Below are 20,780 nucleotides of genomic sequence, written 5' to 3'. Positions count from 1 at the left end.
CCTCAGAGCGTGTCGAGAACCGACCGCAGCATCGCCATCATCTGGTCGATCTCTTCGGTCGTCACGTTCAGTGCGGGCATGAAGCGCAGCAGGTTCGGCCGCGCGGCGTTCAGCAGCAGGCCGTCGGGCTGCATGTCGCGCGCCTTCTCGACGATCTGCGGGCCGATGTCCTTGCCGAGCAGCAGCGCGCGCAGCAGGCCTTCGCCGCGTTCGCCTTCGAAACCGCGCTCTTCCGACAGTTCGAGCAGCTTGCGCTTCAGGTATTCGCTGCGCGCGCGCACGCCTTCGAGGAAGCCGGGCGCGACGAGCTGCGAGATCACCGAATAGCCGACCGCCGTCATCAGCGGGTTGCCGTTGTACGTGCCGCCCTGGTCGCCGGCCTCGAACACCGCGACCTCGGCCTTCGACAGCAGCGCGCCCAGCGGGGCGCCGCCGCCGATGCCTTTCGCGAGCGTCATGACGTCCGGCTCGATGCCGGACAGCTCGTATGCGAACAGCGTGCCCGCACGGCCGCAGCCGCTTTGCACCTCGTCGACGATCAGCAGCAGGTTGTGCTGCTTCGTCAGCGCGCGCAGCGCCTGCATGAATTCGCGCGTCGCCGGAATCACGCCGCCTTCACCCTGGATCGGCTCGAGCATCACCGCGACGGTCTTGTCGGTGATCAGCCTCTCGACCGAGTTGATGTCGTTGAGCTCGGCCTTCGGGAAACCCGGCACCTGCGGTGCGTAGATCGTGTCCCAGCCCGGCTTGCCGCTGGCCGACATCGTCGCGAGCGTGCGGCCGTGGAAGCTGTGGTCGAACGTGATGATCTCGTAGGCGCCGTTCTTGAACTTGCGGCCCCACTTGCGCGCGAGCTTGATCGCGCCTTCGTTTGCCTCCGCGCCGCTGTTCGTGAAGAACACCTTGTCGAACACGCTGTGCTGCGTGAGCAGGCCCGCGAGCTTCGCCATCGGTTCGTTGTAGAACGCGGGCGACGGGTTCAGCAGCTTTTCCGCCTGCGTCTTCAGCGCCTCGACGATGCCGTCGTTGCAGTGGCCGAGGCTGTTGACGGCCCAGCCCTGGATGAAGTCCAGGTAGCGCTTGCCCGTGTGATCGTAGAGCCACGAACCCTTGCCGTGCGTAAACACGATGTCGGGGCGGTTCGTGATGTACATCAGCGAGTCGATCGGATAATCGTTCAGGGGCATGGCAGCAGACTCCAGCGGGCGTTGAAAGGGAAACAGGCAATAAAAAAGCCACGGAAGGCCGTGGCTGGTGGGTCGAACAGCTTGTGCGTAACCGGTGAAGCGGTGTGGGGGTTACGCGCGAGTCCGTGACGAGCCTGCGGCATCCGGGCGGAGCGGCGAGCGGCGACGTCGAAGGGCGGACAGGTAGCAGTTCATGTGCGCAAGCATAAGGCATCCCGCGCCTCACTGTAAACCGCCGCGATGCCACGGATGTGACATCGCGGTGCGCAACGCGGGACGCGGGTGGTCAGACCGGATGTGCGAGATCGGCGGCGCTCGTGAACGAGTCGGCATAGAACTCGTCGGCCGGCAGCGCGTGATGCTGCGTGAAGTCGCGTTGCGCGGATTCGACCATCACCGGCGCGCCGCACGCGTAGACCTGGTAGCCCGACAGGTCGGGCAGATCCTCGATCACCGCGCGATGGACGAAGCCGGTGCGGCCCGTCCACTGGTCGCCGGCGTCCGGCTCGGAGAGCACCGGCACGTACTTGAAGTTCGGGATCTCGCGTGCCCACTGCTCGGCGAGCTCGTCGAGGTAGATGTCCTTCTTGCGGCGCGCGCCCCAGTAGAGCGTCATCGGGCGCGTGATGCCCGTGTGCTTCACGTGCTCGATGATCGCCTTGATCGGTGCGAAGCCCGTGCCCGATGCGAGCAGCACGATCGGCTTGTCGGAATCCTCGCGCAGGAAGAACGTGCCGAGCGGGCCTTCGAAGCGCAGGATGTCGCGCTCCTTCATCGCGCCGAACACGTGGTCGGTGAACTTGCCGCCCGGCATGTGGCGGATGTGCAGCTCGATCGGGCCTTCCTCGTGCGGCGCGTTCGCCATCGAGTAGCTGCGGCGCGAGCCGTCCTTCAGGATGAACTCGACGTACTGGCCCGCGAGATACTGCAGGCGTTCGTTGGCGGGCAACTGCAGCTTCACGACCATCACGTCGTCGGCCTTGCGCTCGAGCGCGGCGATCCGGCACGGCAGCTTCTTGACCTGCACGCCGTCGACGCCGGCGATTTCGCGCACGTCGATTTCGAGATCGCACTGCGCCTTCGAGCAGCACAGCAGCGCGAGGCCGCGCGTGCGCTCGTCGTTGGACAGCGCCGACGCGGCGTGCGGGCCCTGTTCGATCTGGCCCGACACGATCTGGCCCTTGCAGGAGCCGCACGCGCCGTTCTTGCAGCCGTACGGCAGATGGACGTTCTGGCGCAGCGCAGCCGCCAGCACGGTTTCGTCCGACTCGACCTGGAATTGCCGGCCGCTTTGCTTGAGAGTGACGTTGAATGCCATAGAACCAAACTAGAACAAAATGTGGGGACCGTGCATGTCGAGCACGGCAGCTACAATGCAAGCCCGTTGCGCGTCGCGCAACGGTGGCTACTGATTTCGCAACCAACATGATCGCGACTCGAATCCTGCGCCGGCCGCGCGCACTGATCGTCGGCTGCGGCGACGTCGGCATGCGCTGCGTCGCGCAATGGCGCGACACGCACCGCAACCTGCGGATCTTCGCGCTGACGAGCCACCCGGCCCGCCGCGACGAACTGCGTGCCGCGGGCGCGACGCCGATCGTCGGCGACCTCGATCGCCGGGCGACGCTCGGCCGCCTCGCGGGCCTGGCCCGCACGATCCTGCATCTCGCGCCGCCGCAATCCGACGGCCGCGACGACCGGCGCACGCGTGCGCTGATCGCCGCAACGACCGTGCCCGCGCGTCGTCCATCGACTCCGCCGGCACCGGCGGTCGGCCGGCTCCGAACGCTGCGCACCGCTGCACGGCAGGCCGGCGCACCCGTTCGGGGAGCGCGTATTGTACCCGACGGCCTTCGCGCGCCGAGGCTCGTCTACGCGAGCACGACGGGCGTATACGGCGACTGCGGCGGCGCGCGCATCGACGAGACGCGGCCCTTGCGCCCCGCGAATCCGCGCGCGTTCCGACGCGTGTCGGCCGAGCGGCAACTGCGCGCGGCGACGGTGCGCGGCGTGCTGTCCGCGCGCATCGTGCGCATTCCGGGCATCTACGCGGCGAACCGCCTGCCGGTCGCACGGCTCGAGCGCGGCACGCCGGCACTCGAACCGGCCGACGACGTCTACACGAACCACATCCACGCGGACGATCTCGCGGCGATCCTGCGCCGCGCGGCCGAACGCGGCAAGCCGGCGCGCGCCGTGCACGCGTCGGACGACAGCGAACTGCGGATGGGGGAATATTTCGACCGGGTCGCGCAGGCGCTCGGCCTGCCGAGGCCGCCACGCGTCAGCCGCGCGGACGCCGAGCGTCAGCTCGAGCCGACCCTGCTGTCGTTCATGCGCGAGTCGCGGCGCCTGTCCAACGCACGGCTCAAGGCCGAATTGTGCGTGACGTTGCGGTATCCGACCGTAGACGATTTCCTTCAAACGCTCGCGCCGGGCAGCGCATCAGGTCAGCGCCGGTAATGCCTCGATCAGCAGGAAGCACAGCAGCGCGCCGATCAGCGCGCCAATCAGGTTCGGATGATATTTGTGCTTCAGGTGCATCGCGGCCAGCAGGCCGCCGATCACGATGACACCGATGACCGCGAACGCGATCATCATGTACGACAGTTCGAAAGTATGGTTGATGTTCATGATGTCTCCCCTGCATCGCTGCTCGTACAGCTTGTCATTTCAGTATAGCGGGGGAACATGCGGCCGGGACGCGGCCGGACGTCGAACGGTCGTGCGGATTTTCCCTTACAGGGTTTCGACGGAATTGCGCAGCGCTGAAAGGTCGGCGTCATCGAGCCAGCGCCACGCACCCGGTGCGAGATTGCCCGGCAGCGCGAAGCCGCCGATGCTTTCGCGATGCAGCGCTTCGACGCGATTGCTCGCCGCCGCGACCATGCGCTTGACCTGGTGATACTTGCCTTCGAGGACGGTCAGCGCGAGCGCGTGCGGTGCGCGCGCGTCGGCGGCGACCGCCGCGATCGGTTTCGGCTCGCCGTGCAGCTGCACGCCGGTGCGCAGCGCATTCAGCTGCGCATCGTCGAGCGGGTGGCGCACGGTCGCCACGTAGGTCTTCGGCACCTTGCGCTTCGGCGACGTGTACGCGTGCACGAACTGGCCGTCGTCCGACAGCAGCAGCAGGCCCGTCGTGTCCTGGTCGAGACGTCCGACGCACTGCACGCCGCGCGCGACGAGCGGCGCGGGCAGCAGGCTGAACACGCTCGCGTGGTGTTGCGGGTCGCGCGAACACTCGTAGCCGGCCGGCTTGTTGAGTGCGAGATATGCGCGCGCGTGGAACGGCCACGCCGTATCGTCGACCGAGAACACAAGGCCGTCGGTATCGAACGCGGCGTCGGGGTCGGTCGCGCGGGCGCCCGCCACGCTGACGCGGCCCGCTTCGATCAGGCCGCGGCACTGGCGGCGCGAGCCGAAGCCCTGGGTGTAGAGAATGCTTTCGAGATCCATAGCGCGCGCATTCTATCAAGCGACGGCGCGCGGCCGGCGTGAACCCGCATGCGCTGGTAAGCTGCCGGTACGCCGCGCGGGGCGCGGCACCCGTTCATTCTTCACGGAAAGTCCATGCCTTTCGCTTCGTTCCCGTTCGGCCGCAAGGCTGCCGCCGTCATCCTCGCCGCAACCGTCTCGTCGGTTGCGTTCGCGCACGCGCATCTCGCGAAGAGCGACCCGGCGGCAGGCGCGGCGGTGGCCGCCGCACCGGCTGCCGTCACGATCGACTTCACCGAGCCGCTGGAGCCGGCGTTCAGCTCGATCGTCGTCGTCGACGGCAACGGCAAGACGGTGTCGGACGGCCGTGCGCGCATCGACGCGTCGAACCGCAAGCGGATGACGGTGCCGCTCACGGCGGCCGGCACGGGCGCCTATACGGTGAAATGGGTGGCCGTCGCGACCGACGGGCACCGCACGCAGGGCGCGTACGGCTTCAGCGTGAAGTGACGTGACGCAACGGCGGCGGCAGGCCCGTGCCAGGGCTGCCGTCGCTTCCATTCGACAGGGAGTCCCGCATGAATCCGACGACGCTCGACGCACTCGCCGATTTTCCCCGTCAGCTCGAAGCTCATTTCGCGGCCGTCCCAGACGGCTACGCGCGCTGGACGCCCGACGACTGGGCCGGAATCCCGAGCGAGCACTTCTCGCCGCTCGGACAGCTCTGCCACGTGCGCGACATCGAGACCGACGGTTATCACGTGCGGCTGCGGCGGATGCTCGAGGAAGACCGGCCGCTGCTCGTGTCGATCGATGGCGACGCGCTCGCGGTCGAGCGCCGCTACAACGACGCGTATGCGTCCGACGTGCTCGCGGCGATCCGCGAAGCACGGCGCGAGACGCTGGACCTCGTGTCGCGCCTCACGCCCGAGCAGCTCGCACGCACCGGGGAGTTCGACGGTTACGGCTCGCTGACCGTGCGCGGGCTCGTCCACTACCTGTGCAGCCACGACCAGCAGCATCTGGCCGGCATGCAATGGCTGCTCGGCAAGATCGACGCGGCGCTGTACGCGCGCTGAGCCGGCCGGCATCCGCGGCATCGATCGGCGATTCCGGAAATCCTGTCGGTGCGGCAGGCCACATTGCCTTGCGGCGATTGGACGGATTTTCTGGATAATCCATCCAGCCGCGACCGGCTGACCGGTGCGTCGCGCGTGCCTACACTCCAGGATTCGTTCATCGAGAAAAGGAGTCCACCGTGGCAATTCATACGCTCGCAGACAAGGTCGTCCTGATCGCAGGCGGCGCAAAGAATCTCGGCGGCCTGATCGCCCGGGATTTGGCGAGCCACGGCGCGAAGGCAGTGGCGATTCACTACAACAGCGCCGCATCGCAGGCACAGGCCGAGGAGACGGCCGCCGCGGTGCGCGCGGCCGGCGCGGAGGCTGCCACGTTCCAGGGCGACCTGACGACGGCCGCCGCGGTCGAGAAGCTGTTCGACGACGCGAAACAGCGCTTCGGCAAGATCGACATCGCGATCAACACGGTCGGCAAGGTGCTGAAGAAGCCGTTCACCGAGATCAGCGAGGCCGAGTACGACGAGATGTTCGCGGTCAACAGCAAGTCGGCGTTCTTCTTCATCAAGGAAGCGGGGCGGCACCTCGAGGATCACGGCAAGCTCGTCACGCTCGTGACGTCGCTGCTCGGCGCGTTCACGCCGTTCTATGCGGCGTACGAAGGATCGAAGGCGCCGGTCGAGCATTTCACGCGTGCGGCGTCGAAGGAATACGGCGCGCGCGGGATCTCGGTGACGGCCGTCGGGCCGGGTCCGATGGACACGCCGTTCTTCTATCCGGCCGAGGGCGCCGATGCGGTCGCGTATCACAAGACGGCGGCCGCGCTGTCGCCGTTCAGCAAGACGGGCCTGACCGACATCGAGGACGTCGTGCCGTTCATTCGCCATCTCGTCACCGACGGCTGGTGGATCACGGGCCAGACGATCCTGATCAACGGCGGCTATACGACCAAATAAGCGACCAAATAAGCGACCAAGTAACCGGCCGGGCAACGCGCCGCTTCGGCGGATGTCGCGGGGTGCGGCGTGCACCGCAATGGCGCGTTTGCGTGGACAATGGACGGGCGCGCGGCCTCGCGGCTGCGCGCCCGTTTTTCTGTGCCGCCGAACCTTGCCGCGACGCGCGACAGCCGGCGGCGACGCGTTTCCGAACCTACGTTCCCTGCCGATGGACAAGCTGGATCAGGTCAGAATCTTCCTGCAGGTTGCCGAGATGGGCAGCTTCATCAAGGCCGCGCACGCGCTCGACGTGCCGCGCGCGACCGTGTCGGCGGCCGTCCAGCAGCTCGAGACGGGGCTCGGCACGCGCCTCCTGCATCGCACGACGCGCCAGGTGCAGCTGACGGCCGACGGCGCGTTGCTGCTCGAACGCGGCCGGCGCCTGCTCGCGGAAGCCGACGAACTCGACCGCCTGTTCCGCCGCCGCGATCGCGACGTGATCGGCCGGCTGAACGTCGACGTGCCGAGCCGGATCGCGCGCCGCGTGGTGGCGCCCGCGCTGCCGTCGCTGTTTCGCCGTTACCCGAAGCTGCAACTGTCGCTCGGCTCGACGGATCGGTCGATCGACCTGGTGCAGGAGGGTGTCGACTGCGCGATCCGCGTCGGGCGGCTCGCGGACAGCAGTCTCGTCGTGCGGCCGCTCGGGCAGTTCACGCTGATCAACTGCGCGAGCCCCGACTACCTGCGCGAATGCGGCGTGCCCGAGCATCCGGACGCGCTCGCGCACGGACACTGGGCGATCGGCTATGCGTCGCCGACGACCGGGCGTGAACTCGACTGGGAATACTGCTCGGACGGCCAGCGGTACACGCTCACGCTGCCGAGCCGCGTGATCGTCAACAACGCCGAAACCTATATCGCCAGCTGCATCGCCGGGATGGGGCTGATCCAGATTCCGCGCTTCGACGTCGAGCATCTGCTCGACAGCGGGGCGCTGGTCGACGTGATGCCCGGCCATCGGGCCGCGCCGATGGACGTGTCGGCCGTGTATCCGCATCGCCGGCACCGGTCGAGACGGCTCAACGCGTTCATCGAATGGTTCGCGGAGTTGATGGCGGATGCGCTGAACGGCACGGGCGCGACCGCGACCGGCGACTGAGGACCGGCGACCGAAAGGGGCGTCGCGCCCGCACGCGCCGACCGCGATCGGCGGGGGCGCGCCGGCGGCATTCGACATCCATTGCGACCGGCGCGCGTTCAGTCGGCGTGTGCGGAGAACTGCCGCGTGCGCCCGGTGGCCCGCACCGCGTCGATCAGCGCGGCGCCGGCGCCGTCGGGCTTCGACGCGAACGCGTAAAAGCGCGCGGCCGGCAACGCCGGCAGACCGTCTTGCGGCCCGCATTCGCGCAAGCCGTCGCGCAGCTGGCTGCGCGCCAGCGCGGTGACCGCGAAGCCGGCGAGCGCGGCCGACACGCAGCCGGCCATGCTGCCGCTCTCGAACAGCACGCGAAACGGGCGCAGCGCGGCGGCGAGTGCCGCGACGGCGGCTTCGCGATAAACGCACGGCTGCGGAAACAGCGCGAGCGGCACGTCGCCGCCGGCGTCGAGCGTGCGATCCGACGCGAACGCCCACACGAGCGGCTCTTCCCACAGCAGTTCGCCCGGCGTGTCGACCTGCCGGCACTGCTTGCCGAACACGACGTCGAGCCGGCCGAGCGTCTGCTCGCGCAGCAGCGACGCGGTGATGCCGACCTTCAGTTCGATCGACGTGCGCGGGTGGCGGTCGCGAAACGTGCGCAGCACATGCGGCAGCCACGCGCCCGCGAAATCCTCCGACGCGCCGACCCGCAGCGGCCCGTGCGCCGGCGCGCCGCGCAGCCTCGCGCGCACTTCGCGCTCCATGTCGACGATGTTGCGCGCGTACGCGTACAGCGTGTCGCCGGCCGGCGTGAGCGCGATGCGGCGAGTCGTGCGCGCGAGCAGCACCGTGCCGGCCGCCTGTTCGAGCCGCTTGATGTGGCCGCTGACGGCGGACGGTGTCAACGCAAGCCGTTCCGCGGCCGGCGCGAACCCGCGGCTGTCGACGACTTCGAGGAAGGTGCGCAGCAGTGTGATGTCGAGCGCGGTCGACGCGGGATCGGTCAGCGGTTCCATGGTTTGATTCAACACAATATGCGAAGAGTGAACAATGATACTCCGCGAATCGTAATGAACGACCGGCCTACCATCGTGCACTCGGATCGACCCAACGGAGTGCACGATGACGACCTACGCGCATGCGACGACCGCGTCGCTCGATATTGCCTATCTCGAATGGAACCCGCGCGGCGAACGCGTGGCGGTACTGCTGCACGGCTGGCCGGACAGCCCGATCGGCTGGGGCGCCGTGGCGGCGACGCTTGCCGCGCGCGGCTACCGCGTGCTCGCGCCTGCGCTGCGCGGCTTTGCGCCGACGCGCTTTCGTGACGCATCCGTGCCGCGCAGCGGCCAGCTCGCGGCGCTCGGACGAGATGTGCTCGACTTCGTCGATGCGCTCGGTCTCGAGCGGCCCGTGCTGGTCGGGCACGACTGGGGCGCCCGGGCGGCCGCGAACGCGTGCGGGCTGCGCGATGACGCCGCATCGCATCTCGTGATGCTGTCGGTCGGATACGGCACCAACGATCCCGGGCAGCCGCTGTCGCTGCAGCAGGCGCGCAATTACTGGTATCACTGGTTCATGGCGACACCGCGCGGCGAGCAGGCGTTGCGCGACGATCGCCGCGCGTTTGCCCGTTTGATGTGGGACACGTGGTCGCCACCGGGCTGGTATCGCGACGGCGATTTCGAGGCGGCGGCAGACGCATTCGACGGCCCCGACTGGATCGACGTCGTCCTGCATTCGTACCGGCATCGGTGGGGATTCGCGCCGGGTACGCCGGCCCATGCCGGTGACGACGCGCGCTTGAATCCCGCGCCGGTGCTGGCATTGCCGACGCTGGTGCTGCACGGCGGCGCGGATACCTGCAATCATCCGGACAGCTCGGCCGGGCGTGAGCGCTTCTTCACGGGCCGCTACGCGCGGCAGGTGCTGGACGGTGTCGGCCACTTTCCGCAGCGCGAGGCGCCGGTGGCGGTTGCGGAAGCGATCCTCGGGTTCTGCGAGCCGCGCTGATGCGCGCCGGCGTGCCCGGCACCCGGCGCGCACCGGATCAACTGCCGACGCGGGCGGCCAGCAGGTCGGCGAGGCCGATGTTCCTGAACATCTCGCGGCGCACGCGATCGCCGACGCGGAACACTTCCTCCGCGCCGTCCTGCGACGGATCGACGAATACGCGGTACGGGCGCTTGCCGGCGGGTGCGGCGACGATGTCGGCAATCGCCGTCGCGACGGTGCCGGCATCGGCGTCTGCCGGTTCGAGTGCGGCGAGGCCCTGCAGCGCCTGCCCGGCGACGCCTGCATAGGGGCCGTCGTCGTAGGCGGCCTGCACGGCCGCATCGGCCGGCTTGCCCGCGTGGGCGAAGTGATTCGTGCCCTGGGTGAAGGCGCCCGGCACGACGATCGACGTCTCGATACCCCAGCGGGCGAGTTCGGCGGCATAGGACACCGCGATCGAATCCATCGCGGCCTTCGCGGCGAAGTAAGGGGCGAGGAACGGTGGCGTACCGCCGCGCGCGGAGGACGACGACACCCAGACGAGCAGGCCGCGGCCCTGACGGCGCAGGTGCGGCAGCGCCGCGCGGTTGACGCGCTGGGTCGACACGACGTTGATGTCGTAGAGCAGGGCGATCTGCTCGGGCGTGAACGCTTCGGCCGGACCGAACACCATGTGGCCGGCATTGTGGACGATGACGTCCAGGCGGCCGTTGTCCGCGATCACGCGATCGATGGCGGCACCGACGGACGCGTCGTCGCCGACGTCGAGCTCGACGGTGCGCAGGTCGACCCCGTGCTCCTGCGCGTAGGCGGCAATGGCGGCGACGCGCGGCGCGTTGCGGCCGGTGCTTTCGCGCATCGACGCGTAGACGGTGTGGCCGGCGCGGGCGAGCGCCTGGGCCGTCAGCAGGCCGAAGCCGCTGGACGCGCCCGTGACGAGAATGACTTCCTTCATGATCGGTCTCCGGTAAGCGGGGGGCGAGGCAGGCGGCCCGTCAGCACATGCCGCCGTTGGCGCGCAGGATCTGGCCGTTGACCCACGCGCCGTCGGGGCCGGCGAGGAATGCGACGACGCGCGCGATGTCGTCGGGCTGGCCGAGCCGCTCGAGCGGGTTCAGCTTCGCGAGCCGATCGACGAGTTCGGGGCTCTTGCCCTGCAGGAACAACTCGGTCGCGACCGGTCCCGGCGCGACGGCGTTCACGCGGACGCCGCGCCCGCGCATTTCCTGCGCGAGCACCTGCGTCAGGCTTTCGACTGCCGCCTTGCTGGCGACGTACACGCCGTAAGTCGGCATGCGCATGCCGATCACGCTGGTCGACAGGTTGATGATGCGTCCCCCGTCGCGCACCCGCCTGGCCGCTTCGCGGCATACGTTGAAGGTGCCTTTCACGTTGATGGCGATCGTTTCGTCGAAGAGCGCATCGTCGCAGTCGGCAATGGTCGCCAGCTTCATCACGCCCGCGGAATTGACCACGACATCCACGCCGCCGAATGCATCTTGCGCGGCGTCGAACAGCGCGGCCACGGCCGCCGGGTCGGCGACGTTCGCCTGCACCGCGACGGCATGGCCGCCGTCGGCGACGATCGCGTCGACCACTTCGCGGGCCGGGCCGGCGCTCCCTGCATAGTTGACGATGACCCGGAAGCCGTCCCGGGCGAGCTGGCGCGCGATTTCCGCGCCGATGCCGCGCGACGAACCCGTGACGAGGGCGACCTGTTCCGATGTGCTCATGTCCTGCTCCTTGGTTTGTGAGTGCCGTGCGATCCGGCGACAGGACTAATGTAGGCTTCCTCGGTCAATAAAAATAATGAATAATCGGAAGATCATGAATGACTGAAAGTATGTCTTATGGCATTCGACAGCAGGCTTTTGAGCGGTATCGGCGTGCTCTCCGCGGTGATCGAGGCCGGCACCTTCGCGCGCGCCGGCGAAGCGATGGGATTGACGCAGCCGGCGGTGAGCCGTGCCGTCGCCCGGCTGGAAGAGCGCGTCGGCATCCGGATCTTCAACCGCACGGCGCGCGCGATCACGCTGACCGACGAGGGCCGGCGTTTCTATGAGGCGGTCGCGCCGCTGCTGGCCGGCATCGAGGAGGCGGCGATCGACGCCGGCCAGTCGAAGGCGCGTGTCAGGGGGCGGCTGCGCGTCAATGTCGACGCGACCTTCGGCCATTACGTGCTGGCGCCGAAGATGGCCGGGTTTCTCGACCGCTTCCCCGACCTGTCCGTCGAGATCAGCGTGCGCGACCGGATGGGCGACCTCGTCGCCGACGGGTTCGACGTGGCCGTGCGATTCGGCATTCCGGAGCCGTCGTCGTATCGTGCGCGGCTGCTGCTGGAAACGCGCGTGCTCACCTGCGCGTCGACAGCCTATGTCGCGCGTCATGGCGAACCGCGGCATCCGCGGGACCTCGCGGACGGGCACCGTTGCGTGCTGATCCGCGACCCGGTGACGGGGCGGCCATTCGAATGGGAATTCCATCGCGGCCAGGAAGTGGTGCCGTTCGATGCCGCCGGCCGGCTGATGGTCAACGATACGGGCATGCTGCTCGGTGCGTGCCTGGGCGGCGCGGGGATTGCGCAATTACTGGAACTCTATGCGCGAGACATCCTGGCTGAAGGGCGGCTGGTGCTGCTGTTGCCGGAATGGGCGGACGAGACGTTTCCGCTTTACGCGTATCACCACGCGTCAAACCTCGTCTCGGCGAAGGTGAGGGTGTTTCTCGACTTCGTTCGCGAACTGATGGCCTGAGCGCGAGGCACGGCCAGCGCTTCATTCGGTGCGATGCGGGATGTTGTCCGGGAACGGATACGGTGCGTGCGGGCCCGGCCAGTCAGGCACCGGCGGCGCGGTCAGGACGTCGCATCCGCCCAGCACGAGCACGAGCGCCACGGCGAGCACGCGGCGGCGGAGCGGGGAAGAAATCGTGCGCATGGACATGGCGTGCCTCCGTGCCGCGCATCCTCATGATGCTTGGACTGTTGCGCGGGGGCGCGCGTTGCGGCGCGTGCGGCAAAAACAAAAAACCCGCGAAGCGGCGAGCTTGCGCGGGTTTCGACAGATGCAGCGCACGACGCTGCGAAATACTGGTGCCAGGGCCGGAATGAAATAATTCTATGTGAGGCCCGTAGTGTAAGGGTGTTGCTTGTGGAGCGTTGCTGAGTTGCCCCCAGAGTTGCCCCCCACGCTTCGGGCAGCCGCAGAATTCATATCGATCTGCTGCGTGTGCCGTTCGGGCGCGGTCGCTCGGAAGATTCCAACAGGCGTATCGGCGTAGGCTCGATCAGTCGAAGGCCGGTGCCATGCGGAACGTTGCTGTGCCGCCGGAAGCAAAAATATCTGGAGATTTGGAGATAGACGGTTGTATCGGCCCGTAAGCCTTGTCTGGTAAGGCTGTGGTTATCTCCAAGTCTATCTCCAAAGTACACATTTTCTTGGAGATAAAGTTGGAGACAGACTGCTGAGCTATGGCGTCCGCACGACGACGTTGAGAGTTGCCCTGCCTTCTGGAACGCTGCGCGCAAAGAATGCCCCGCGCGCCCACACCCCCGAGCCGGCGTTACGCTAGAAAGTTACTTTGCAACCGTCGCATCACGTCAGTGATTGGCACGAGGAAGCGCGGCATAATCGCGACAAGATCGATTCGGGAACTGGCCATGACAAACGCCGCAGTGCTATCGGCAGTGCTTGCCGCGCTCGCGTCCGGCTTATTCGCCCTAGTTGGCGTGGTGATTACGTCGATACTTGCTCAAAAGCGCGAACACACGCATCCGATTGGCGGCAAGTGAAGATAGATCGATACCAGGAATACATTGCCGCGCTGTCTGCGATTGTCTCAGGCCGATCAACACCCCGCTGCGCAGGACCGCTACGCCGACGCGGTGAATGCTTCGACATTGGTCGCATCTCCGACTGTCGTGGATGCCGTCCAAGCGTTTTCAGCGCGAGATCTCTTACCGCAACGCTGAGCGAAGCGATGAGATGTGCATGTCCAGACCTGATCTCTCAGTCGGAGGCAGATCAGGTCGGAGATTGCCTGGACGTCACCTCATCAAGGGCCGTAATCGACCCACTCCAACTCTTCGACGCTACCTGAATCAACGGCAGCTTGCGAGGTACAACGTCTATTCCCGCCATCGTCCACACCGGCGAAAGTTGGCTCCTTACCTGCGGTTCACGCCTTCGTGATAATCATCCAACTTCCGAGCCGAAGCCCGAAGTGAGATGAGCGAAACTGACCGAAAGGAAACCCTTGGTTTGCGGGCACCTTGGAAGGCCGCCTGACAGCAGACCGGTTGAGAACCGCTTGAAGTTTTTTGTAGTCGCCAGATCTGTCTGGGGTCTACGCGTCAATCGCCCCGCCTCTTGATACCGCCGGTCAACAATGAGATCGCGGTACGCAGTAGATCGTCAATGTGATCGACATCCAGTCGAAGGCTGTCGGGGCGCCACATCAGGCTGAAAATGCCATTCATCATTGCCCACAGCGCAGTCGACGCGTGTTCCGGATCGACATCTGCATCCACCCACCCTTCGTCGATACCTCGGCTGATCAATGCGGCCAATTTGGCGTTTTGCTGTCTGATCAGGGCAGCAATGCGCGCGAGCGCCTCCGGCTCATTCGGTGGTTCGACAAGGATACGGAACTGGTGCGGGCGCTCCTTGGCGAACCGCGCGTAAGCAGCTGCCACACAACGTAGTTTCGTCTCCACATCGCCATCAGATGCATAGGCCGCGTCCATGTACTCGCGGTTTTCTTCCAACGCGCGCTCTGCCACGGCAATGAGCAGCGCGGAACGGCCACCGACACGGTTATAGAGCGTCTGCACTGCGACATCCGCCCGGGTCGCAACCGATTCAGGCGTGACCGCGGCTAGTCCGCCCTCCGTCAGCAAAGTCTCGGCGGCTTGCAGGATCGCCAGGCGGGTCGCGGCAGCCCGACGCTGAGTTCTCGATTCCATACGGGGGTTTACCTCACTGGATGGATCGCATTACAAAGTTAGAATGCGTTACAACATTGGATCGAAATCTATTCTCGCACACCTTGGGGGACACATGGCCGGGCGAAAAAATGTCGAGTTCGTAGCAGGCGGCCGCGGAGAACATTGCCGTGGCTGGCTGTACGAGCCTCGCGGGACGGGCCCGTTTCCTGTCATCGTGATGGCGCACGGGCTGGGTGGAATCAAGGAAATGCGGCTCGATGCCTATGCGCAACGCTTTTGCGCGGAGGGCTACGCGTGCCTCGTGTTCGACTATCGACATTTCGGAGCGAGCGACGGCTCCCCTCGTCAATTGCTCGATATCGATCGGCAACTGGAGGACTGGTCGGGTGCGATCGCTTTTGCACGCGGGAACCGCAATCTCCGGCCGGATCAGGTGGTCCTGTGGGGGACCTCCTTCGGCGGCGGTCATGTGATTCTCTCCGCAGCACGCGACCGAACTATTGCCGCTGCCATCGCGCAATGCCCGTTCACGGACGGGGTCGCGTCGTTGTTCGCGTTGAACTGGCGTAGCGCGCTCAAGGTTACCGCGCTCGCGCTATTGGATGTGCTGCTATCCCTCGTCGGCAGGGCGCCGGTGATGGTGCCGACGGCGGGTCCGCCCGGTTCCGGCGCGTTGATGACCGCACCGGATGCCCTGGATGGCTATCTCGCGCTCGTACCTGACGGTACTGCATTTCGCAATCAGGTCGCAGCACGCTTCGGCCTGAACATCGTTCGGTACCGCCCCGGTCGCAAGGCAGCCGACATTTCCTGCCCGATTCTATTTTGCATTTGCGAAGCCGACTCCGTCGCTCCGGCGGAGCCGACGAAACGGTATGCCAGCCGCGCACCCAAAGGCGAAGTGCGCGCGTATCGGGCAGGCCACTTCGACATCTATGTGGGCAAGGACTTCGAACAGGTGATCGCCGACCAGCTGGCGTTTCTCCGCCGTCACGTTCCAACGAAGCAAGGAGGCGCGCATGTCGACTTATAAGCTGGCGAACAAGGTGGTGGCCATTACCGGTTCCACCGGAGGCCTGGGATCGGCCTTGGCCGAAGCGCTGCACGCACGGGGTGCGCGCCTCGCACTTTTCGACCTGGAGGCAGACAGGCTCGCGGCGCAAACTCGCAGCTTCGGCCGCCCTTCTGACGTTCTTGGCTGGACTGCCGACGTCCGCGATTTCGAAAGCCTCGAAGCCGCAATGGCCAATGCGGCGCATCACTTCGGTCAGGTTGACGTCGTCATCGCCAACGCGGGCATCGACACCATGGCCCCCATGGCCACCCTCGACCCGGCCGCGTTTGATCGTGTCATCGACATCAACCTCAACGGCGTGTGGCGTACGTTCCGTGCCGGCTTGCCATTCGTCCAGCAACAGCGCGGGTACATGCTGGCGATTTCGTCAATGGCCGCGTTTGTACATTCGCCGCTACAGGCGTCCTATACGGCCAGCAAGGCGGGCGTGTGGGCGATGTGCGACAGCATCCGTCTGGAGCTTCGTCATCTGGGTATCGGGGTCGGCAGCGCGCATCCGACGTTCTTCCCGACGCCGCTGATGGACGATGTCGTCGCCGATCCGGCCGGCCGTGCATTGTGGGGAGGCAACGATCGAGGCTTCTGGAAGATGATCCCGCGCGAGCAGGTCGTGCGGGACATCGTGGCAGGCATCGAGCGCCGCGCGGACATGATCGTCGTACCCAAGATCAACACGATCGTGGCCAAGGCGCCCGGCTTCTTCAGGCGCTTCGTCGAACGCGCCGGCTTTCGCGGCGGGGACATTGAACGCGCCATCAGTCTGGCATCGGCAACTGGCTGGAACGATTCGGCCGCGAACGCTCCGGCGAAATGAATGGCAATCGGTGGCCGCGGGAACCGATCGGCTTCGCATGATCTGCGGAGCCGATGACCCGGCATCCATCGCCCCTTGTTTGCGCAGCAATGGAAAACCAATAGCAGAGGAGCAGTACAAAGTGGCTTACGATCTTCAGGAAAAAGTCGTGCTTATCACGGGTGCTGCAGGCGGCATTGGCGCTGCGACCGCGCGTGCGTTGCATGCATGTGGAACACGACTTGTTCTAACCGATGTGACGCAGGCTTCAGTGGACCGCCTCGCCGCGGAGTTTGACTCCGAGCGCACGCTCGCCTTGGCGCTCGATGTCACCGATGCTGCCGCCACCAAGGCGGTCGTGCAACGCGCCGTCGATAGATTCGGTCGCCTCGACATTGCGTTCGCCAATGCTGGCATCTCGTGGCACGATCTACCCGCCACCATGTACAGCTGCGATGAACAGGAGTTCGAGCGAATCGTCGAGGTCGATCTGCTCGGGGTTTGGCGCACGGTCAAGGCCGCATTGCCGGAGATTCTGCGCAATCGAGGCCAGGTCCTGGTCACCTCATCGGCCTACGCATTCGTGAACGGCATGGTGAATGCGCCTTACGCAGCGTCCAAAGCCGCAGTCGAGATGCTCGGGCGTTCACTGCGCGCCGAACTGGGCGGCACCGGGTCCACGGCGAGCGTGCTTTATCCGGGATGGGTGGCGACAGCCATTGCCAAGGTCGGCTTTGGCGGAAATGCGCTAGCGACGAAATTGATTGAAAAAGGGTTTCCTGCACCGTTGCGACGACCGATACAACCGGATGACGTCGCTAAGGCCGTCATAAAAGGGCTGCGAGCCCGCCAACCGCGCATCGTCGTCCCGTTCCGGTGGGCACCGTTTTCGTGGACGCGAGGGTTGTTCAACATCGTGACCGACTGGCATCTCGGGCGACAACATGAAATGCATCAGTTGATGCGTGAGCTCGAGCGCTGTCGAGACCGACAAAGCTAGGGCAAGTTCTGAGCGGTATGTAGAGGGCGCCGGCGATCGGCTTTCCGTTTGAAAGGACGGCTCCTGCGCGCTAGCGAAGGACTCCCGGCGACTGAGACGATCGGATCGCCATCCAAATGGCCGCTTGCAAGTGAGGAACGGACGTCCACGCGTCCGAGTGACTGTACCGGCGACTGACGCCTCATGGCCGAACTCGGCTGGCCGCCGCCCGGCGCAGATCGACCCAGGGCGGCCACTCGTGACTCCACGAAGCGGCCATTCGGCAGCCGGCCCGTATACGTTTTTCAGACGATTTACTTCGCAGAGGCGAGCCAGTAGATTGGTGGTCACAACAATAAGCAAACCACTCTGGGGGACCGCATGAGAGAAACCAAGTGGCCGCTTCGGCTGGCAGTCGTGATATCTGTAGTGTGGGCAGTTGTCGCATACGCCCTTTCCTACGGAGACAGCAGCTTTTCGGGCGCGGCCTTCGCGGTGCTGGGGCTAATTCCGCTGTGTGTCTTTTGGGGCATTGGTTGGGTTCTGGCGGGAGTGTTTCGGCAGCGGGCAGGGCGGGTAGAGGCCGCAACCCCGATCGCAGCCCCGACAGGTCCAGAGCCCGCTGGAGCAATCGCGATGACCGTGATGAAGGGTGCTCCGGACGAGTTGGCGCAGGATTGGGCGCCTTCGACGGTTGCGTCGCCGCTTGCAGGTCCATGGCGTCGGTTTTTTGCCCGTACGCTAGACCTGTACATCTGGTCACTAGTGGTGGGGTTCGTGGTCGGAATCCTGAACGCAAGATTCGGGTGGTCTCTGCTCGCGTTCGCAGACATGCCGTCGTCGTCTCAGGACATGCTCAGTGGAATCCTGATTATCCCGATTGCCATCGTGTGCGACGTTCTGGTCTACGCCGCTTTTGGCAACTCGATAGGCAAGGGCTTGCTTGGCGTTAAGGTGCAGATGCTCGATTGTGCTCCGCTGCCTGCGCGCACGTACGCCGCGCGCAGCGTCGACGTCTGGATTCGAGGCATCGGATTGGGTATCCCAATCGTGGCACTTTTCACCGAACTCGCGAGCTATCGGGCCCTATTGGGCGGCAAGCGCACCAGTTGGGACATTAAGTACGGTTGCCGTGTTTCTCGGGCGCCTCGCAAGTTTGGCCACTATCTCACCGCTTTAGCGTTGTTTTTGGCTTTCATTGCGGCGTTGGGCTACGGGAGGATGGAAGAGCAGCGCCAGAAAGACACTCAGAACCTCCCGCCAGTCAGTTGGCAGAATCCCCTGACCCGTCAAACGGCAACCATTTTGCCAGCAGGCTGGCGGCTGTTGCCTCAGAGCAGCAACCTCCCACCGAACACATGGCTGTATGCCGACGCGACGAATCAGGTGGTTGTTGGCGTAGGCTTTGAGGCTGCGAACGTCGGTCTGGATGAGTATGCCGACGCACTGCTGAAGGGAAATCCCACGCTCGCAGTAATCCGGAACGGCAGCGTCGTTGCGGATGACGCTGGTCAGGTCTGGACTGGAAGCGGCGCAGGTGTGGCGTCAGATTCCACGGAAGCCATAACCGTTCGCGCGCATGTTCTCGCGGCAAACGGAGGATTTTGGCGTGTCTTCGCCGCCGCACCAGCAAGCCACGAGAGCGACATTGCGCTGGAGCCGGGCGTATTCCGTGCAGTCACCCGGACGCTTACGCCCTAAAAGCAGACGAGCTCTGCAATCAGGCGAACGAAAAAGCGGGCGTGCGCTCGCGGAGGCCGAGCTCGAAAGGCTTGGGATATGCCGAGCGCAATCTGCGCAGCATTTCCCTTGTCTCCAGAGGCGTCCACCAGGGTATCGCCCTTGTCGGTGATGCGATCGTCGGCGATCTTGGTGTCCGTGTCGAATGGCGGGTTCTGGCCGAACCGAGCCAGACAACCCGACACTGTTTGCTTGGTCTGGTCCAGTCTTATACAGATGAGAGACATGACGCATCTCTGAGTGCTGCCATTTGGGCAATGCGGACCGATATCCAACCCGGAACCGCGCATGCACCGCCTCGCGCCCTATAAGCTGCTCGCTCCACCACCCAGTGAGCCGGGCTCTAGCAGGGCGTGAGTTGAACGGCGCGCGCCGCTTAGACTGCGTCGCGTACCCGCATGATCGTCTGGCGGCTCGTGCCAAATCGCCGAGCAAGCGCGGCCACGCTTGTCCCCGCGTCCAACTCGCGCAGCACGTCCGCCCGCTGCTCGTCCGACAGGGCGGACGGCCGCCCCATCGCCTTGCCTTCCGCCTTCGCGCGAGCGATACCAGCGTGCGTGCGCTCAATCAACAGATCCCGCTCGAATTCGGCCACCGCGTTCAATACCTGCATCGTCATCCGGCCGGCCGCGCTCGTCAGATCTACGCCGCCCAGGGCGAGACAATGAACCCGGATACCGCGTTCGGCCAATCCCTCGACCGTGGCCCGCACGTCCATCGCATTGCGGCCGAGTCGATCGAGCTTCGTCACGATCAACACGTCGCCTTCTTCCATCTTGACGAGCAACTGCGCAAACCCCGGCCGCTGATCGGCGCTTACGCTCCCCGAAATGCTTTCCGACACAACGCGGCGCTTGTCGACCGAGAAGCCGGCCGCCTCGATCTCTCGTAACTGGTTCGCGGGGGTCTGGTCGGACGTACTGACGCGGGCATAGGCAAAGGTTCGGGACATATCGGGCACTCAATCTGTACGAAATAGATGTCCGAATGTAAGGCAATGTCCAAAACATTTCAACCCTTATTTCCGGACAGGGCAAAATGCCCCTGTCCGCAAGGGATCGGTTTTGGACAGGCTCATTGGATTGGAGGTCGATTGCCTTCTGGTCGGTCGCAGGGATTGACAGGAAGGTGCCACTATTCAAACGACAACAACCGACTCGTTGCGGTTCTTCGAGGTGTGACACCCATCAGCCGCTTTGCAGCGATCGCGGTCGGGAACTTCTTCACTGGACTTCCGATGCTGGCCAATGACCTGCCGTTCGAGCCTTTTGTTCCAACGACCTCCAAGGAGAAAGTCGGTCACGAATGCCGAGGGTTGACGGTATTGGTCCGGCATAGTCCCCTTCGTGCACTGCATTCATGGGGTATCAACCCCTATTTCTGACGTACCAGATTTGCCCCTAATTTCACCATTGGCCGAGTCGCTCGGGCTAGCATCCGATTGACGGAAGTATTTTTTAAGAGCAGATTGAACCGATC

Annotated in this window: 22 protein-coding genes; 11 read left to right on the top strand and 11 right to left on the bottom strand. The window is 65.3% G+C overall.

Annotation, left to right across the window (positions count from 1 at the left end):
* Positions 1-2: 2 nt before the first annotated feature.
* Both PQB87_RS14100 and PQB87_RS14095 read right to left on the bottom strand, forming a co-directional pair.
* Positions 3-1,187, bottom strand: a complete 1,185-nt coding sequence (locus PQB87_RS14100; protein ID WP_027786679.1) for an acetylornithine transaminase — start codon at positions 1,185-1,187, stop codon at positions 3-5.
* 286 nt (positions 1,188-1,473) lie between these two features.
* Entirely contained in the window at positions 1,474-2,505 is a 1,032-nt protein-coding gene (locus PQB87_RS14095) for a CDP-6-deoxy-delta-3,4-glucoseen reductase (RefSeq protein WP_021160764.1), read from the bottom strand.
* A 107-nt stretch (positions 2,506-2,612) separates the two neighbouring features.
* Between PQB87_RS14095 and PQB87_RS14090 the strand changes: the two genes are divergently transcribed.
* Positions 2,613-3,650, top strand: coding sequence for an NAD-dependent epimerase/dehydratase family protein (locus tag PQB87_RS14090; RefSeq protein WP_222155151.1), 1,038 nt, complete (start codon positions 2,613-2,615; stop codon positions 3,648-3,650).
* Here the strand turns inward: PQB87_RS14090 and PQB87_RS14085 are convergent.
* On the bottom strand, positions 3,633-3,821 hold the full coding sequence (locus PQB87_RS14085; protein ID WP_027786681.1) for a hypothetical protein: 189 nt from the start codon (positions 3,819-3,821) through the stop codon (positions 3,633-3,635). The two genes, PQB87_RS14090 and PQB87_RS14085, sit on opposite strands and share 18 nt — an antisense overlap.
* Positions 3,822-3,926: 105 nt before the next feature.
* Positions 3,927-4,643: a pseudouridine synthase gene (locus PQB87_RS14080; RefSeq protein WP_489242182.1), complete on the bottom strand. Its 717-nt coding sequence runs from the start codon at positions 4,641-4,643 to the stop codon at positions 3,927-3,929.
* Between the two features lie 114 nt (positions 4,644-4,757).
* Here PQB87_RS14080 and copC point away from each other — a divergent pair, with 114 nt between their 5' ends.
* From copC to PQB87_RS14060, 4 genes are all read left to right on the top strand, one after another.
* Complete coding sequence (gene copC / locus PQB87_RS14075; RefSeq protein ID WP_021160768.1) at positions 4,758-5,132, top strand: copper homeostasis periplasmic binding protein CopC; 375 nt, start codon at positions 4,758-4,760, stop codon at positions 5,130-5,132.
* A gap of 68 nt (positions 5,133-5,200) precedes the next feature.
* Positions 5,201-5,701 (top strand): DinB family protein, encoded by a 501-nt coding sequence (locus PQB87_RS14070; RefSeq protein ID WP_175829575.1) that lies wholly within the window; start codon positions 5,201-5,203, stop codon positions 5,699-5,701.
* A 179-nt stretch (positions 5,702-5,880) separates the two neighbouring features.
* On the top strand, positions 5,881-6,654 hold the full coding sequence (locus PQB87_RS14065; RefSeq protein ID WP_021160770.1) for an SDR family oxidoreductase: 774 nt from the start codon (positions 5,881-5,883) through the stop codon (positions 6,652-6,654).
* A gap of 211 nt (positions 6,655-6,865) precedes the next feature.
* Positions 6,866-7,795: a LysR family transcriptional regulator gene (locus PQB87_RS14060; RefSeq protein ID WP_489242179.1), complete on the top strand. Its 930-nt coding sequence runs from the start codon at positions 6,866-6,868 to the stop codon at positions 7,793-7,795.
* A gap of 98 nt (positions 7,796-7,893) precedes the next feature.
* On the opposite strand, the gene PQB87_RS14055 is transcribed toward PQB87_RS14060, so the two are convergent.
* Entirely contained in the window at positions 7,894-8,790 is an 897-nt protein-coding gene (locus tag PQB87_RS14055; RefSeq protein ID WP_113045519.1) for a LysR family transcriptional regulator, read from the bottom strand.
* 106 nt (positions 8,791-8,896) lie between these two features.
* Here PQB87_RS14055 and PQB87_RS14050 point away from each other — a divergent pair, with 106 nt between their 5' ends.
* Complete coding sequence (locus tag PQB87_RS14050) at positions 8,897-9,787, top strand: alpha/beta fold hydrolase (protein ID WP_431206969.1); 891 nt, start codon at positions 8,897-8,899, stop codon at positions 9,785-9,787.
* Positions 9,788-9,824: 37 nt separating this feature from the next.
* Here the strand turns inward: PQB87_RS14050 and PQB87_RS14045 are convergent, their stop codons facing one another.
* A complete protein-coding gene (locus tag PQB87_RS14045) occupies positions 9,825-10,724 on the bottom strand; it encodes an SDR family oxidoreductase (protein ID WP_489242176.1) in 900 nt (299 codons plus the stop codon).
* A 40-nt stretch (positions 10,725-10,764) separates the two neighbouring features.
* Positions 10,765-11,502: an SDR family oxidoreductase gene (locus PQB87_RS14040; protein ID WP_489242174.1), complete on the bottom strand. Its 738-nt coding sequence runs from the start codon at positions 11,500-11,502 to the stop codon at positions 10,765-10,767.
* 117 nt (positions 11,503-11,619) lie between these two features.
* Here PQB87_RS14040 and PQB87_RS14035 point away from each other — a divergent pair, with 117 nt between their 5' ends.
* Positions 11,620-12,522 carry a LysR family transcriptional regulator gene (locus PQB87_RS14035; protein ID WP_233345289.1) on the top strand — a complete coding sequence of 301 codons (903 nt, stop codon included), beginning with the start codon at positions 11,620-11,622 and terminating at the stop codon, positions 12,520-12,522.
* Between the two features lie 21 nt (positions 12,523-12,543).
* Here the strand turns inward: PQB87_RS14035 and PQB87_RS14030 are convergent, their stop codons facing one another.
* Positions 12,544-12,711, bottom strand: coding sequence for a hypothetical protein (locus PQB87_RS14030; protein WP_021160775.1), 168 nt, complete (start codon positions 12,709-12,711; stop codon positions 12,544-12,546).
* 1,409 nt (positions 12,712-14,120) lie between these two features.
* Entirely contained in the window at positions 14,121-14,732 is a 612-nt protein-coding gene (locus tag PQB87_RS14025) for a TetR/AcrR family transcriptional regulator (protein WP_011695111.1), read from the bottom strand.
* 43 nt (positions 14,733-14,775) lie between these two features.
* Here PQB87_RS14025 and PQB87_RS14020 point away from each other — a divergent pair, with 43 nt between their 5' ends.
* From PQB87_RS14020 to PQB87_RS14005, 4 genes are all read left to right on the top strand, one after another.
* Positions 14,776-15,747 carry an alpha/beta hydrolase gene (locus PQB87_RS14020; RefSeq protein WP_226153283.1) on the top strand — a complete coding sequence of 324 codons (972 nt, stop codon included), beginning with the start codon at positions 14,776-14,778 and terminating at the stop codon, positions 15,745-15,747.
* Positions 15,734-16,603: an SDR family NAD(P)-dependent oxidoreductase gene (locus tag PQB87_RS14015; RefSeq protein ID WP_027786693.1), complete on the top strand. Its 870-nt coding sequence runs from the start codon at positions 15,734-15,736 to the stop codon at positions 16,601-16,603. Before PQB87_RS14020 ends, PQB87_RS14015 begins: the two co-directional genes overlap by 14 nt.
* Before the next feature lie 121 nt (positions 16,604-16,724).
* The gene (locus PQB87_RS14010; RefSeq protein ID WP_027786694.1) at positions 16,725-17,582 is read left to right on the top strand and encodes an SDR family NAD(P)-dependent oxidoreductase; all 858 of its coding nucleotides are present in this window, start codon (positions 16,725-16,727) and stop codon (positions 17,580-17,582) included.
* A gap of 615 nt (positions 17,583-18,197) precedes the next feature.
* Positions 18,198-19,262 (top strand): RDD family protein, encoded by a 1,065-nt coding sequence (locus PQB87_RS14005; protein WP_027786695.1) that lies wholly within the window; start codon positions 18,198-18,200, stop codon positions 19,260-19,262.
* Here the strand turns inward: PQB87_RS14005 and PQB87_RS14000 are convergent.
* Together PQB87_RS14000 and PQB87_RS13995 are read right to left on the bottom strand one after the other, a co-directional pair.
* Positions 19,259-19,528: a hypothetical protein gene (locus PQB87_RS14000; RefSeq protein WP_027786696.1), complete on the bottom strand. Its 270-nt coding sequence runs from the start codon at positions 19,526-19,528 to the stop codon at positions 19,259-19,261. The two genes, PQB87_RS14005 and PQB87_RS14000, sit on opposite strands and share 4 nt — an antisense overlap.
* A 149-nt stretch (positions 19,529-19,677) precedes the next feature.
* Entirely contained in the window at positions 19,678-20,253 is a 576-nt protein-coding gene (locus PQB87_RS13995) for a recombinase family protein (protein WP_027786697.1), read from the bottom strand.
* Positions 20,254-20,780 lie beyond the last annotated feature (527 nt).

The sequence above is a fragment of the Burkholderia sp. KL41 genome (assembly GCF_057005415.2).
The sequence above is the reverse complement of the archived record's forward strand: the minus strand, read 5'-3'. Positions and strand labels throughout refer to the sequence as shown.

Bases quoted from the DNA above. Each gene is read 5' to 3' on its own strand.
- PQB87_RS14045 (WP_489242176.1), bottom strand. From the start codon at position 10,724: ATGAAGGAAGTCATTCTCGTCACGGGCGCGTCCAGCGGCTTCGGCCTG.
- PQB87_RS14025 (WP_011695111.1), bottom strand. From the start codon at position 14,732: ATGGAATCGAGAACTCAGCGTCGGGCTGCCGCGACCCGCCTGGCGATC.
- PQB87_RS14090 (WP_222155151.1), top strand. From the start codon at position 2,613: ATGATCGCGACTCGAATCCTGCGCCGGCCGCGCGCACTGATCGTCGGC.
- PQB87_RS14050 (WP_431206969.1), top strand. From the start codon at position 8,897: ATGACGACCTACGCGCATGCGACGACCGCGTCGCTCGATATTGCCTAT.
- PQB87_RS14060 (WP_489242179.1), top strand. From the start codon at position 6,866: ATGGACAAGCTGGATCAGGTCAGAATCTTCCTGCAGGTTGCCGAGATG.
- PQB87_RS14015 (WP_027786693.1), top strand. From the start codon at position 15,734: ATGTCGACTTATAAGCTGGCGAACAAGGTGGTGGCCATTACCGGTTCC.
- PQB87_RS14000 (WP_027786696.1), bottom strand. From the start codon at position 19,528: ATGTCTCTCATCTGTATAAGACTGGACCAGACCAAGCAAACAGTGTCG.
- PQB87_RS14080 (WP_489242182.1), bottom strand. From the start codon at position 4,643: ATGGATCTCGAAAGCATTCTCTACACCCAGGGCTTCGGCTCGCGCCGC.
- PQB87_RS14005 (WP_027786695.1), top strand. From the start codon at position 18,198: ATGACCGTGATGAAGGGTGCTCCGGACGAGTTGGCGCAGGATTGGGCG.
- PQB87_RS13995 (WP_027786697.1), bottom strand. From the start codon at position 20,253: ATGTCCCGAACCTTTGCCTATGCCCGCGTCAGTACGTCCGACCAGACC.
- PQB87_RS14070 (WP_175829575.1), top strand. From the start codon at position 5,201: ATGAATCCGACGACGCTCGACGCACTCGCCGATTTTCCCCGTCAGCTC.
- PQB87_RS14100 (WP_027786679.1), bottom strand. From the start codon at position 1,187: ATGCCCCTGAACGATTATCCGATCGACTCGCTGATGTACATCACGAAC.
- PQB87_RS14055 (WP_113045519.1), bottom strand. From the start codon at position 8,790: ATGGAACCGCTGACCGATCCCGCGTCGACCGCGCTCGACATCACACTG.
- copC (WP_021160768.1), top strand. From the start codon at position 4,758: ATGCCTTTCGCTTCGTTCCCGTTCGGCCGCAAGGCTGCCGCCGTCATC.
- PQB87_RS14040 (WP_489242174.1), bottom strand. From the start codon at position 11,502: ATGAGCACATCGGAACAGGTCGCCCTCGTCACGGGTTCGTCGCGCGGC.
- PQB87_RS14020 (WP_226153283.1), top strand. From the start codon at position 14,776: ATGCGTTACAACATTGGATCGAAATCTATTCTCGCACACCTTGGGGGA.
- PQB87_RS14095 (WP_021160764.1), bottom strand. From the start codon at position 2,505: ATGGCATTCAACGTCACTCTCAAGCAAAGCGGCCGGCAATTCCAGGTC.
- PQB87_RS14035 (WP_233345289.1), top strand. From the start codon at position 11,620: ATGGCATTCGACAGCAGGCTTTTGAGCGGTATCGGCGTGCTCTCCGCG.
- PQB87_RS14030 (WP_021160775.1), bottom strand. From the start codon at position 12,711: ATGTCCATGCGCACGATTTCTTCCCCGCTCCGCCGCCGCGTGCTCGCC.
- PQB87_RS14085 (WP_027786681.1), bottom strand. From the start codon at position 3,821: ATGAACATCAACCATACTTTCGAACTGTCGTACATGATGATCGCGTTC.